General features: G+C 36.7%; 9 protein-coding genes and 8 tRNA genes. 12 read left to right on the plus strand and 5 right to left on the minus strand.

Annotation, left to right across the window (positions count from 1 at the left end):
• Positions 1-8: 8 nt before the first annotated feature.
• Both C9E89_RS06355 and C9E89_RS06360 read left to right on the plus strand, forming a co-directional pair.
• Positions 9-4,538 (plus strand): hybrid sensor histidine kinase/response regulator, encoded by a 4,530-nt coding sequence (locus tag C9E89_RS06355; RefSeq protein WP_107007428.1) that lies wholly within the window; start codon positions 9-11, stop codon positions 4,536-4,538.
• A 9-nt stretch (positions 4,539-4,547) separates the two neighbouring features.
• Complete coding sequence (locus tag C9E89_RS06360) at positions 4,548-5,009, plus strand: hypothetical protein (protein WP_107007429.1); 462 nt, start codon at positions 4,548-4,550, stop codon at positions 5,007-5,009.
• A 45-nt stretch (positions 5,010-5,054) separates the two neighbouring features.
• Here the strand turns inward: C9E89_RS06360 and dapE are convergent, their stop codons facing one another.
• The 3 genes from dapE to C9E89_RS06375 all read right to left on the minus strand — a co-directional run bounded on the left by dapE (position 5,055) and on the right by C9E89_RS06375 (position 7,458).
• A complete protein-coding gene (gene dapE, locus C9E89_RS06365) occupies positions 5,055-6,188 on the minus strand; it encodes a succinyl-diaminopimelate desuccinylase (protein ID WP_107007430.1) in 1,134 nt (377 codons plus the stop codon).
• 163 nt (positions 6,189-6,351) lie between these two features.
• Positions 6,352-6,495 carry an entericidin A/B family lipoprotein gene (locus tag C9E89_RS06370; RefSeq protein WP_171405084.1) on the minus strand — a complete coding sequence of 48 codons (144 nt, stop codon included), beginning with the start codon at positions 6,493-6,495 and terminating at the stop codon, positions 6,352-6,354.
• A gap of 114 nt (positions 6,496-6,609) precedes the next feature.
• A complete protein-coding gene (locus C9E89_RS06375; protein WP_107007432.1) occupies positions 6,610-7,458 on the minus strand; it encodes a DUF1853 family protein in 849 nt (282 codons plus the stop codon).
• 96 nt (positions 7,459-7,554) lie between these two features.
• On the opposite strand from C9E89_RS06375, the gene C9E89_RS06380 reads away from it, so the two are divergent.
• The 10 genes from C9E89_RS06380 to C9E89_RS06425 all read left to right on the plus strand — a co-directional run bounded on the left by C9E89_RS06380 (position 7,555) and on the right by C9E89_RS06425 (position 9,801).
• Positions 7,555-7,935: a YbaN family protein gene (locus C9E89_RS06380; RefSeq protein ID WP_107007433.1), complete on the plus strand. Its 381-nt coding sequence runs from the start codon at positions 7,555-7,557 to the stop codon at positions 7,933-7,935.
• Positions 7,936-8,255: 320 nt separating this feature from the next.
• A tRNA-Val gene (locus C9E89_RS06385) sits at positions 8,256-8,331 on the plus strand.
• 25 nt (positions 8,332-8,356) lie between these two features.
• A tRNA-Asp gene (locus tag C9E89_RS06390) sits at positions 8,357-8,433 on the plus strand.
• A 46-nt stretch (positions 8,434-8,479) separates the two neighbouring features.
• Positions 8,480-8,556 (plus strand) — tRNA-Asp (locus tag C9E89_RS06395).
• A 20-nt stretch (positions 8,557-8,576) separates the two neighbouring features.
• Positions 8,577-8,652: transfer RNA gene (locus C9E89_RS06400), tRNA-Val, on the plus strand.
• Positions 8,653-8,684: 32 nt separating this feature from the next.
• A tRNA-Asp gene (locus C9E89_RS06405) sits at positions 8,685-8,761 on the plus strand.
• A 109-nt stretch (positions 8,762-8,870) separates the two neighbouring features.
• Positions 8,871-8,946, plus strand: a tRNA-Val gene (locus tag C9E89_RS06410).
• Positions 8,947-8,991: 45 nt separating this feature from the next.
• A tRNA-Asp gene (locus C9E89_RS06415) sits at positions 8,992-9,068 on the plus strand.
• A 100-nt stretch (positions 9,069-9,168) separates the two neighbouring features.
• Positions 9,169-9,244, plus strand: a tRNA-Val gene (locus tag C9E89_RS06420).
• A 92-nt stretch (positions 9,245-9,336) separates the two neighbouring features.
• Positions 9,337-9,801, plus strand: a complete 465-nt coding sequence (locus C9E89_RS06425) for a DUF2750 domain-containing protein (RefSeq protein WP_107007434.1) — start codon at positions 9,337-9,339, stop codon at positions 9,799-9,801.
• A 44-nt stretch (positions 9,802-9,845) separates the two neighbouring features.
• On the opposite strand, the gene C9E89_RS06430 is transcribed toward C9E89_RS06425, so the two are convergent.
• Both C9E89_RS06430 and C9E89_RS06435 read right to left on the minus strand, forming a co-directional pair.
• Complete coding sequence (locus C9E89_RS06430) at positions 9,846-10,631, minus strand: YdcF family protein (protein ID WP_107007520.1); 786 nt, start codon at positions 10,629-10,631, stop codon at positions 9,846-9,848.
• A 146-nt stretch (positions 10,632-10,777) separates the two neighbouring features.
• Entirely contained in the window at positions 10,778-13,387 is a 2,610-nt protein-coding gene (locus C9E89_RS06435) for a PepSY domain-containing protein (RefSeq protein WP_107007435.1), read from the minus strand.
• Positions 13,388-13,445 lie beyond the last annotated feature (58 nt).

The following is a 13,445-nucleotide window of genomic DNA, read 5'->3' on the forward strand; positions in this document are numbered from 1 at the left end:
CCTGAGCTATGAGAAAAATATTAAAAGATTTAGTGGAAAACATAAATCTTCCTGAAGATGAGTTTTTGGATCAGGATCCAGAAATTTTAGAAATTTTCGTGGAAGAGATTGAGGAAATCATTGAAAACTTGCAGCCTTTGCTGATTCAATGGTTACAAAACCCTTCAGATGCAGAGCTTTTGACAGTCATTCGTCGTAACTTTCATACTTTGAAAGGTTCAGGACGTATGGTCGGGGCAAAATCATCAGGAGAGCTGGCATGGACTGTTGAAGACACTTTAAATCGTGTCATTTCAAAAGCTGTGGTTCTGTCTGTACCTGTGCAGCATTATGTAAATGCTGTATTTAATGTTTATAAGTTTAAACTTTATGATGATTTTAAAAAGCCTCAACCGCATCGTATAGATTTCAGACCGCTTGTTTTGTTAGGACAGCAAATTCAGCAAAATATCAGCGTGGAGCCTGCGTTAGAAGAACTGTTGCTTCTGTCTGAACAATTGAAGAGTGCGTCATTTATTACAGGTTTAGAATACTCTACTGAGGTTGAGTCTGAAGCTGTTGAATCGCCTGATGAGGCTGTTACAAGTCTAAGTTTAGCTGAGGATTCTGTTGTTATAGAACAACCACAAGCTGCGCCAAAACAACCAGAAGTGAGTGTATCTACACCATCAACTTCACTTGAGAATCACAAGGAGGCGGTTGACGAAGCTGAGGATCGTCGATTTCTGGCCGAGACTATTGCAATCTTTATTGAAGAGTCTGAAGAACATCTGGAAGCAGTTGACACGTTCTTAAGCATAGAAAACCACACATCTGACCACTATAATCGTTTAATCCGCGCATTGCATACTTTGCGCGGTAGTTCCGCGATGGCACATGTTGATGATGTATTTCATGCAAGTAGTAAAGTTGAACAGTTGTTTAAAGTCTTGTTAAAAGATGATACTCAACACAGTACAAATGAAAATGCTTTATTGACACATTATACTGAGTTTGTTCGCGACTATTTACATACTTTAGGTCGTGAAAATAGTGGTGAGCAACAACAATTAATTTATCAAAAGTTTAATGATGCTTGGGATCGTTATGACTTCCAAACTGAATATTTTGAGCACAATGATCATCAGCAAGACCTTGTTTCACAACTTGTTGAGTTGAATATTGAACACTTGCTTGATGCAGAGTTTGATTTTGATCAAAGAGCGAAGGCGGAATATCCTCAGTATTTTGAAAGCCTAGTGCAAGAAGCAAGTGTGTTAATTGAACACACAGATAATCGTGCTGCACATGGTATTTATGAAATTAGCCTTGCTTTGAAAATGGCGTATGAGCAAGTTTTGGCACACCAGGACTTGTTAAATACAGATTATGTTTTTGAGCTTTTTAATCAAGCACATCAAGAATTTATTCATTTATTTGATGCCTTGGCTTCTGGTCAGCGTGTTGTACTAAATGAAAATAGTCAGCATATTTTAGAACAGCTACACGATTATGTAACGCAAGATTTGGAGTTGCTCACAGCGCCAAATGTTGATGCTATTGTAGAACCTAGAACAGAAAGTATTGAGCCTGTTTCAGGTTCGGCATTAGAGTTAAATACAAACCAAATTTTTGCCTTAATTTCCAAAGACCAACAATACCTGCAATCTGCTGAAAGTTTTCATGATTTTGATGAAGAAGTATTGGATATTTTCCTTGAGGAAGCGGACGAATTATTGGTTGGAATTGATCAAGATTTAGCTGCATGGTTTGCAGATGCTCAAGATTTAACATCATTAAACAATCTAATGCGTTATTTGCATACCCTTAAAGGGGGAGCAAATATGGTTCAGGCGGAGCATATCGGTTTGATTGCCCATCACCTTGAATCGATTTATGAGCGAATTATTAAGCAGCAGATTCCTGTTGATAAAAGTTTGATGCAAACTATTCGTATGGTTCAGGATGATATTGCTGAACGTATACAACTTATTCGTGAAAAAGGCGTTGATTATCCAGCAGTTCATGTTTTAGAAATTTTAAATGCAATTGAAAAACAACAACCAATTGCAGCAGTGAGCATGGATGATTTTGATGACGCCACTTCGGAACAATTAGAATCAGAAAAAACAACGATAACATCTGAGAGTTTGACCTCTGCAAGTCAAACTAATCTAGAAAATGAAAAAGCGATATTTTCTGATGCTGAGCCTTTAATAGCTCAAGACTCAGTAGTCGAAGATGTTGTATATGCAGCATTTGTAGAAGAGGCAGAAGAGCTTTTAGTTCGTGCAAATGAAGCACTTGAACAATGGTTTGATGAGCGTAGTAACCGTAGTTTATTATTACAATTACAACGTATTGCCCATACCTTAAAAGGTGGGGCAAAAATGATTAATGATATACAAATTTCAGATATTGCATATGAACTAGAAAATACTTTTGAACGTTTTGGCTTATATAATTTTAACTCAAATGCTTATGATCATTTAATTTCTAAGGCATTAAGTTGGTTAAAAAATGCCATTCTATTGCAAAAGTATGATTTATTTGAATCAATCAAATTAAGCCTTAAAAATATTCAGTATGTTGATGTTTCTGTGCAGTTACCTGAAAAAATCACAGGTGGTGATGTTTTTTGGGATAATCCAACTGTTGAATTTGTGCAAGGTGATGGCACAGAACCTCCTTCAATGTTGGGTGAATGGGGGCAGATTGAAAATACTGAAAATAGCAATGAGATGATTCGTATCTCGGCAGATCTCATTGAGAAAATGATTGATTTGTCTGGTGAAAATTCCATTAACCGTTCACGTATTGAAATGGACTTGGGGCAATTTGGTAATACTTTGCAGGAAATGGAACTTGCGATTCAGCGTTTGGCTGACCAGTTGCGTCGAATGGAAGGTGAGTTAGAGTCACAAATTATTGCAAAACATGGTGATTCAACAGCACGTTATGCAGATTTTGACCCTTTAGAGATGGATCAATATTCTTCTTTAAACCAACTGTCTAAATCTCTTGCAGAATCTGCATCGGATTTAATTGATTTTAAGACAACGTTATCTGAAAAAATTCGTGATACAGAAGGATTATTATTACAACAAGCGCGTATTCAAGCAGAAATCCAAGAAGGTTTAATGCGCACACGTCTTGTGCCATTTACGCGTTTATTGCCACGTTTACAACGTTTAGTTCGTCAAACGTCTTCGACTTTAAATCGTCCAACTGAGTTAATTGTTCACAATACAGAAGGCGAATTAGATCGAAATATTCTTGAAAAGTTAATGTCCCCATTGGAGCATATGCTACGTAATGCAATTGACCATGGAATTGAAGACATTGCAACACGTGAACAGTTTGCTAAACCGACTACGGGAAGGATTGAGTTAAATATTAGTCGTCAAGGTACAGATGTTCTGGTTGAATTTAAGGATGATGGTAAAGGGATTGATCCAAAGATTATCAGAACCAAAGCCCTGCAAAGTGGTCTAATTCAAGCGGATCAAAATCTGTCAGATGATGAAGTATTACAATATATTTTCCATCATGGCTTTAGTACTGCACAACAAGTCACACAAATTTCAGGTCGTGGCGTTGGCTTAGATGTTGTGCAAAGTGAAATTAAATCTTTAGGTGGTCAAGTTAGTGTTGCTTCAATCTTAGGGCAAGGTTCAGTATTTACGATACGTGTACCAACTACAGTGGCGGTAAGTGATGCGTTGATGGTAAAAGTTGGCGATCAGCAATTTGCAGTACCATTATCACAAATTGATCGTATCGTTCGTATTGCACCAAGCACATTGGAAGAATATTTCAATAGTAAGAAAGATCGTTTTGAAATAGATCAGCAGTCTTATAACTTGCGTTATTTGGCAGAGTTTGTTGCTCACCAACCAATGCCTCGTTTCTCAGGTGTTGCGCATTCATTGCCTGTGCTTTTGATCAAAAATAATAGTGGTAAAAATACAGCATTATTGGTTGATCAATTAATTGGCTCACGATCACAAATTGTTGTAAAACCTATCGGTAAGCAGTTTACTTCGATTGGTGCTGTTGCAGGTGCCACCATTTTAGGTGATGGTCAAGTTTGTTTAATTTTAGACGCACAAAATATTGCTCGTCAGACATTAAGTCAAAAACGTCAAGTCACCAAAGATCAACGTGAGTTAACACGTAGTCGTGATCAACGTCATTTAGTGATGATTGTCGATGACTCTGTTACAGTTCGAAAAGTTACTTCTCGTTTGCTAGAGCGTCATAATTTTGATGTGATTACTGCAAAAGATGGTGTGGATGCTATTGAACAGTTGGAAAATGTTAAACCAGATTTGATGTTACTTGACATTGAAATGCCACGAATGGATGGCTTTGAGGTAACGAATTGGATTCGACATCATGAGATTCATCATGAATTACCAATTATCATGATTACCTCTAGAACAGGTGAAAAACATCGTGAGCGAGCATTTAGCTTAGGTGTCACGAACTATATGGGTAAACCGTTCCAAGAAGCAGATTTATTGCAAAATATCCAAAATTTGTTGGTTGTACAATAAGGAGTTATGATGTCTAAAAATGGAAGTGGGTCTATTTTAGATCAAACTAACACACAGGAACTTCAGCACCTCATTACTGTGTCAACAGGTTTTATTGATGCATATATTATTGATTGCTATGGAAAAGCAGCAATGTTATTGCCTCAAAATATTGTTATTTCAGCACTTGATAGTCCAACACAAGTTAAAAGCGTAGAGTGGCATGAAACAAAGTTGCCAACTTTTCGAGTGAGTGATCCAAATACGACTTTAGGGGTCGCTTTAGTGATTGAAGGTGAAGTTGCAAGTGAGCGTTTCGCCTTATTATGTAATGAAATGCCTCGTTCAATTCGTTTACGTATTTCTGAAGTGATTGATGAGGAACAGCAATCTCTAGATGAAACAATTTTATATCTGGTTCGTGTTGGAGCACAGCAGTTCCATATTCCAAATCTCGTTAAAATTCAAAAACGATTAGGATTAACATCTTAAAAAAAAAGGAATGCTTAAGCATTCCTTTTTTATGAATATCAATTTTTAAGTTAATAATTGCTCTAAAATTTGTTCATAAATGTCTGTTAATGGATCTAACTCATCAATATTGACATGTTCATTGATCTGATGGATAGTTTCATTTAATACACCAAGTTCTAGTACTTGTGCGCCTGTTGGGGCAATAAAACGACCATCTGATGTGCCACCACTTGTAGAAAGCTCAGCATTTGTTCCAGTAACATTTTTAATGGCTTGGGTTGCTGCATTCACCAACTCACCAACAGGCGTTAAAAATGGCAAACCAGACAATGTCCATTGAGTTTCATAAACAACTTCATGACGATCTAGGATTTCAAACACACGTGTTTTTAGTTGTTCAGCCGTCACTTCAGTTGAGTAGCGAAAATTAAAGGTAACTGTCATTGTGCCAGGGACAACATTTGTTGCACCTGTACCTGCTTGAATATTTGAAATTTGGAAAGATGTTGCAGGGAAATATTCATTGCCATTGTCCCACACTGTTTCACAAAGCTCAGCTAAGGCATTCGATGCGGTGTGAATAGGGTTGATTGCTAAATGTGGATAAGCAACATGCCCTTGTTTTCCTTTAACTGTTAGTACGCAGTTTAAAGAGCCACGACGCCCATTCTTAATGATATCACCAAGTGTTGAGGTACTTGAAGGTTCACCAACAAGACACCATGTCATTTTTTCATTACGAGCCTCAAGTGTTTCAACAACTTTTACTGTACCGTTAATAGAAGGACCTTCTTCATCTGAAGTAATTAAAAAGGCGATTGAGCCCTTATGATGAGGATGCTTTTTAACAAAGCGTTCAGAAGCAACCACCATTGCAGCCAGTGCTGTTTTCATATCCGCACTGCCACGACCATAGAGTTTACCTTCACGAATTTCAGGTAAAAATGGGTCAGATTCCCATGCATCTAAATGACCTGTAGGTACAACATCTGTATGACCTGCGAAGCAGAAAACTGGTGCTTCTGTACCACGACGTGCCCATAAATTATCGACATCATCAAATCTCATATTTTCAATATTAAAACCGATCGCAGATAAACGCTCAGCCATAATATTTTGACAGCTATGGTCAACTGGTGTCACAGAGGGTTGGCGCAGGAGTTCTAAACTGAGATTTAATGTTTCAGAGGCATTCATGGTGTCAAAACAACGTCATCAAAAAGAAAGGATATAATAGAGAAGATCGATTAAATTGAAAACAAAAAGCGCAATTGCTTTGATTAATTATAAAAATTTTATTTGAGGTATCATTTAAAAAGCCTTATCAATAGGATAAGGCTTTTGGTGTTTTTTGTGAAAATTACAGTTTATTTTCAACTTTTTCAGCAGAATTCGTCACAGCATTACCTGCTTTAGAAACATCTTGACCAGCCCCTTTAATGGTATTACAACCAGTCAGAACGAATGCTAATACAACAGAAGCAGCTAAAACTTTTTTCATCATCATCTCCAGTTAAAATTATTTTGATGCCTCATTAGCTTAAGGGAAATAAGAAGATTAAAACTATGATTGTTTGATGTACGCTTGGTTAAAATTCGTATTTTTTTTGCTTGATTTTTACACTTTTTGAACACGAATATCGGGTAGATGATGTTGACGATACATAAAAAATACGTGTTCATTTTCTTGTTTATATAGTCCACTTGTCCACCAATATGCAGTAGGTGAACTTTGTATTAAATCAGGGCAAATCCATTCATGCCTTTGAATACGATAAAATTTTTGATCTGGAATGTGATTTCCCCATAAGCCAAGCCGACGAGCAGGATTTACCCAATCATTCAGTTGCTTTGGAAAGTGGAGTGCTGGATAGTAAAGTTGTCCTTTTAATACTGCATAGCGTTGTTGAATCTGATGGTTTTCTACTTGCTGGAACTGAAACTGTTTTGAAGTAAAATGCTGTAATTTTCTTAAAAGCGTATCTTGTCGATTAAGACCATACCAGTGCTTAAGTTGGAAGTCTGCCTCAGCTAAATAATATTTTAATGCCACTTCCCAGTGTTCAACTTGTTGAGTTTTTTGATTCAAAATTAAAAAATCAATTTCACCTAGCGTTTGTGAACCTTGAAAAATTTGAATGCTATGTCCTAATAATTGAAAGTGATGAAAAGCATGATCTTTGAGCCAAAACCACATTAAGTATTCAAACCGTAAACCTAGGCGTGTGCTTTTGAGTTGTTTAATAAAATCAATTAATTCAGTAGGATCTTGATCTAATTGTTGTAAACGACCTTCATATTGTTGATAGAGCTGTTGCCACATTGCAGAATCATGCAGTTGAAATGAATATTGGCAAGAGAGTTCAGTTGGGATTTGATGAATGATATTAGGACTTGCAATAGCAAAAGCTAATTGTCTCACGATTGGGGTGTTAAAGACCAACCAAGGTTCAAAGTAATTAGACATAAATAACGCCAAAATTTGCAAGCATGATAAGAAAGAAAATACAGAGTTAATTTTAAAACATATATACTAACCTAATTCATGCTTTTGAGTTGGCTTATGAGAGTCTTGTTTTGGCGTAGTCTAGTCATTATTTTTATTGTACTAGGATTTATTGGTGCATTATTGCCGGGCATGCCAACAACTGTTTTTCTTATTCTTGCATTGTGGGCAGCTTCGAAAGGATGGCCTCAAATGTATGAATGGTTACTGAATCATCCTAAATATGGGCAAAATTTAAGAGCATGGCAAGAAAATGGCACAGTGCCACGCAAAGCAAAATGGTTTGCGACTATGATGATGAGTTTTAGTGGAATACTCATGTTATTTACCAATGCACCTTTAGCAGTCAAAATTTTTACCAATGGCACAATGTTGTGTGTTGCAATTTGGCTTTGGCGACGTCCAGAACCTAAAAAGGTTAAAATAAATACACATTAGTCTTTCTGTATTTCATGATGATATTTGAGAGATCATGAAAATACTGACCATTTTATGAGTATTGGAATAGGTTAATTCCATCTAGCATTTAAAAAATGAGAGATATTTGCATTAGATTTTTAAAATAAGTATGAAAAAGAAAATATAAAGTGAAAGTTTTTTATTGATAAATAGATAAATAATAAACAAAAAAGTATAAAAAACCTCAAAATGATCTATTTTTTAATCACTCAGACCTAAAAAGTTAAAATGATGGAGAAAAGCGTTTGACACGCTGTAAAGATTCTCTATAATGCACCTCACAAACGATGAAGTCGTTAGGGCGCTTAGCTCAGTTGGTAGAGCGTCTGCCTTACAAGCAGAATGTCGGCGGTTCGATCCCGTCAGCGCCCACCAAGCTTTAACGTTGAGAATATAAAGTGCAGCGGTAGTTCAGTTGGTTAGAATATCGGCCTGTCACGCCGAGGGTCGCGGGTTCGAGTCCCGTCCGCTGCGCCACTTAAATCTCATCTCGTTTGTGCCACAATAGCAACATTGTGTAAATGCAGCGGTAGTTCAGTTGGTTAGAATATCGGCCTGTCACGCCGAGGGTCGCGGGTTCGAGTCCCGTCCGCTGCGCCATTTACTTATTACGCTTTTGAGGGCGCTTAGCTCAGTTGGTAGAGCGTCTGCCTTACAAGCAGAATGTCGGCGGTTCGATCCCGTCAGCGCCCACCATAATTTATACTGAAAAGTATAAATGCCGCAGTGCAGCGGTAGTTCAGTTGGTTAGAATATCGGCCTGTCACGCCGAGGGTCGCGGGTTCGAGTCCCGTCCGCTGCGCCATTTTCCTAATTCCTGAGATTAGGTAAAATGAAGAATTTGATTTTTAAAGTGTTACGTTATAAACTTTAAAAGTCTATTTAATAAAATAGTCTAACTATTTTATAAATCAGGGCGCTTAGCTCAGTTGGTAGAGCGTCTGCCTTACAAGCAGAATGTCGGCGGTTCGATCCCGTCAGCGCCCACCATATTATTTAAGTTTTAAAAATTTACTTTGAGTAAATTATCGCAGTGCAGCGGTAGTTCAGTTGGTTAGAATATCGGCCTGTCACGCCGAGGGTCGCGGGTTCGAGTCCCGTCCGCTGCGCCATTTATCCTGATTCCTGAGATTAGGTTAAATATAAGATTTATAAAGACTCTACTTTATTCATCTTTATCTCATAAAAATAGCATTGCTATTTTCTTTCTCAGGGCGCTTAGCTCAGTTGGTAGAGCGTCTGCCTTACAAGCAGAATGTCGGCGGTTCGATCCCGTCAGCGCCCACCATATTCTCAATTTAATCTTTCGTATTCTATTTTTAAATTTTATAGATTTCCTGTATACTTAGGTCATAACAAATTTAATTATATTAAACAAATATGCGAAATCCTTATCAACGCAAGTCTGCGTCGAACTCTCAGAAAGTCGTTGTTTCTGCTGAAGATCAATACAAACAATTTATTTCTACAATTGTAAACCAAGCTAAGTTATTCGCTTTATATGATGAAGGTTGGGCGCTTTGTGCAACACCAACAGGTCAACAAGCATTTGCAGTTTGGCAAAGTCGTAGTTTGTCGCAACTCTTAATAAAAGATAATTGGGCACGTTATGCGATCAAAGAAATTGATTTAATTGCTTTTATTGAGCAAGTGATCCCATTCATTATGGAAAATAATACCTTACTGTCTATAGATTTGACACCTGAAGGGCAGAATATTTTAGTATCTGGAAATAAGTTTTTAATAGATATTAAGAATTATTTATATAGCTTATATATAGAACAGCCTGCTTTATTCCAAAATAACCGTTTACCTCTGCCACGTAAAATTAGGATCCACCATTAGACAAATCCTAATTTAAAGGCTTAAACTGTATTTAAAATAAAAATTTAATATTCTTGTAGTAACCAACCACTAATATAAGCGAAGTATTCTCTAAGCCAAGCATTGTAGCGAGTTTCAATAGGGGTATTGGAACTTACAGTGACAATGTCTTGGTAACCTTGTTTTTGTGCAATTGCACTTGCGCGTAATGTATGAAAATCACTGGTAATAATTGCTATTTTTGAGTTTAAACCAAGTTGATGTGCTTTTAGTACATTTTGGCTATTTTTTAGATTGAGTTCCGTACTGGTGCTTTGGTCTTCTTTTAAAATTCTGTGTGCTGAAATGTGGTATTTTTCTTGTAAATAAGTCGCCATGGCTTCAGCTTCAGTCTTGGTTTCACCATAATCTAAGCCACCACTCACAATAATCCATGCTTTAGGGTATTGTTGTGCTACTTCTGCTGCGGCATCTAAGCGTAAAGCCAGAGTTGGTGAAGGTTGACCTTGAATAATGCCACTACCTAGTACAATAATTGCATCAACTTGTGGAATTTTTTGTTTTGATTGGGTGTTAAGTTGTAAGTAACTAAAAAATATAAACAAACTAATAAGCCAAAGATTGAAACATATCCAACCGAATTGCCAGATTTTTTTAATTTTTTTGTGTTGCTGCAATATTTTTTGGATTTTTTGATAAAAAACTGTATAGAAAATAAAAAATAATCCAATGATCAAAGGTAAAATTGTACCTAAGTGAATTTTATTTTGTAGAATTAAAATAAAGCCATCTAAGAATAAAATAAGACCTACAATAAATAAAATACAACGTAGGAAAACAGAGAATTTAATTGCCATGATTTTCAGTATATTAGATAAATATAGGCGATATTTTAGCAAATTAATTTTTCTATCCGTTTTGAAATTGTAAAAAGTTGAGTTAATAAAAAACCGAGCAATTTAACTCGGTTTTTTCAATGGAAAATTATACGTTTGAATTAATATACATCACGCTTATAGCAACCTGTTTCACGTAGTTCATTTACTTGATCTTCACCTAAAATATCAATGAGTGCTTGATCTACATCGCTTGCCATACCTTGGATACTACCGCAAACATAGATAATTGCACCTTGTTGAACCCAAGTGCGAACGGTTTCTTGTTGTTCACGTAATTTATGATGAACATAAATCTTTTCTTCTTGATCACGAGAAAAAGCTAAATCTAATTTTTTCAGCATACCTGTCGTTTGCCAAGCTTGTAAGGTCGCTTTAAAGAAAAAGTCATGAGCTTGTTGACGTTCACCAAAAATAAGCCAATTTTCTAAGTAATTTAGGCGTACACGACTATGAATTAGACTCATTAAACCCGCAATACCTGTGCCATTACCAATACAAATAATAGGTCGATTATCTGCGATTAAATGAAAGGCTTCATTGGTACGAATACGCATCGCAATTTGATCGCCTAATTGACAGTGTTGAGTCAACCAGCCCGAACCTAAGCCTAATTCACCTTGAGCATTGGTTTGTTGACGTATCACTAATCGTACAACGTGTTGTGATGGAATACTTGCGATGGAATATTCACGGGTAGGAAGTAGGGGAAGTTGTTCCAATAGATGTTGCATATTGGCAAAAGGTTCAATTTCTCCTGTTAAATCTCGATGGTAAAGGATTTGTTGAATACTGTGCTGTGAGCCATCAACAGAGGTATGAGCAGAAATATGATATTTATCTAAAAATGCTTGTATTCGTGCGAGGCTATTACCAGTTTGAATTTCTGCAATATCACCTGCTTGCCATAACACTGGATGCTCAGCTTGTAATTCGAGATGATAAGCAGGTGCGCCCAAACTGTTTGGATTGAGTAGTTCACGCTTTTTGAGTGTCCATTGGTCAAAAACTTTTTGGATACTCATCTCATTTAACTCAAGTTTGCTCATTTTTGCTAATGCAGTTGTCCAGCGTTCAATGTCTGCTGCATTGGCATTATCAACTTCAATGGTTTTAAAGAATGCTTGAGCTTGATTTTGCTGTAACCAAGCATCCAATTGATGCCCAAAGCTACAATAAGTTTCAGGATATTCTTTCGAGCCTAGTGCTAAAACAGCATATTTGAGTTGTTTTAAATCTACACTTTGTTGCATGAATTTTTTTACAAAAGTTGCGGCTAAATCTGGAGCATCGCCTGTGCCATATGTACTGACAACAAATAAAATTTGCGCTGAGTTTTGTAAATCTTCAAGACTTAAATGCTGTAAAGCTTTAACCGTAACGGGTTGATGTGCGGCTTGTAAGCTTGTTGCAGTACGCCAAGCCAGTTGTTCAGAAACACCCGTTTGCGATGCATAACTAATTAACCAAGGCGTTGCATTTGGATCTATAGTTGTTGTGGTTGTATGTTGACGAGCTGCTAAAGTAAGTTGTTTTTGTTTACGACGTTTGAGATAAAGCATCCATCCTGTAATAAAAAATAATGGCATACAGAGTGCAGCAAGCATGACTAAGAATTGATAAATTGGTCCAAAAAAACTGCCACGATGCACAGGCAGCATGCTACTCATAATTTTTTCATTGAGTTTTTTATTGGCATATAATTCAATTTTTTTAACTTGATGTTGTTGATAATCATAAACCGCTTTGTTGCGCGCACGTTCATGTTGTGGAATAGGGTCAACAAACGATACTTCAAGTAAACCATCTGCTTTTTTAGGCACAGACAAGGTGATAGAAGAATAATCATGTTTGAGTTGTGTATGCAGACCTTGCCATGTTTGTGTCAGTGCTAAGTTAATTTGTGCTGGACTTAACCGATCTTGATGAGATTTTTGCTCATGCTGATCTTTTTGTTTAGATTGATTAAGACCTTTAGTTTTATTATCCGCTTGCATTTCAGGTTTGGGTTGTTCAACACCTAATACTTTGAACATACCACTACGCCACCAGTCATAAGACCAATACAAACCTGTTAAAGCAAGCAGTAAATAGAAAATGACCACCCATGTTCCAACAACAGCATGTAAATCCCAAAGAAAATTTCGCCCTTTAAGTTTAGGCTTAATACTTAACCATTGTTTAACAGAATGCTTTTTAGGCCAACGTAGATATAAACCACTTAAAATAAAGTAAATTAAAATAAGGGTAGAAGCACCTGTTAATTGTTTACCAAAATTTTTAATAGTGAAATCGCCAATTGTTAAATCCCCCATCGTTAAAGTACGATGCAGCTTTTGAATAAATTGGAAAAATTCACGTCCTTGAATATCAGGTAAAACTGCTGCTGTATAGGGATTAATCATAATATTAAAGCCCTTACGCGCACCTTCTTTTTCAATATTAATGCTTGAGCTAGCTTCAGGTGCCTGATCAATCGTGATGCTATTAATCTTCATTTCAGGTTGTGTGTACTGAAAATGTTGAAAAATCTCTGTCGGAGTTAATTTTGCTCGGTTTTCTATTTTAACTGTATAGCTGTCAGGATTAATGAGTTTTTGTATAGGTTGCTCATAAGAGTAGATAGCACCTGTTACACCCATAATTGCAAGGATCAGACCTGCGGTAATGCCAAAAAACCAATGCAGTTGGAAAAGTATTTTTTTAAACATGCGTGTTGAAGTGAGAGTTTAAGTGGGAGAATTATAACTGAAGAACACGCAGAGAAAA

The sequence above is a fragment of the Acinetobacter sichuanensis genome (assembly GCF_003024515.2).
In the GTDB taxonomy this organism is placed as follows: Bacteria; Pseudomonadota; Gammaproteobacteria; order Pseudomonadales; family Moraxellaceae; genus Acinetobacter; species Acinetobacter sichuanensis.

Bases quoted from the DNA above. Each gene is read 5' to 3' on its own strand.
- dapE (WP_107007430.1), bottom strand. From the start codon at position 6,188: ATGAATGCCTCTGAAACATTAAATCTCAGTTTAGAACTCCTGCGCCAA.
- C9E89_RS06360 (WP_107007429.1), top strand. From the start codon at position 4,548: ATGTCTAAAAATGGAAGTGGGTCTATTTTAGATCAAACTAACACACAG.
- C9E89_RS06375 (WP_107007432.1), bottom strand. From the start codon at position 7,458: ATGTCTAATTACTTTGAACCTTGGTTGGTCTTTAACACCCCAATCGTG.
- C9E89_RS06435 (WP_107007435.1), bottom strand. From the start codon at position 13,387: ATGTTTAAAAAAATACTTTTCCAACTGCATTGGTTTTTTGGCATTACC.
- C9E89_RS06425 (WP_107007434.1), top strand. From the start codon at position 9,337: ATGCGAAATCCTTATCAACGCAAGTCTGCGTCGAACTCTCAGAAAGTC.
- C9E89_RS06370 (WP_171405084.1), bottom strand. From the start codon at position 6,495: ATGATGAAAAAAGTTTTAGCTGCTTCTGTTGTATTAGCATTCGTTCTG.
- C9E89_RS06380 (WP_107007433.1), top strand. From the start codon at position 7,555: ATGAGAGTCTTGTTTTGGCGTAGTCTAGTCATTATTTTTATTGTACTA.
- C9E89_RS06355 (WP_107007428.1), top strand. From the start codon at position 9: ATGAGAAAAATATTAAAAGATTTAGTGGAAAACATAAATCTTCCTGAA.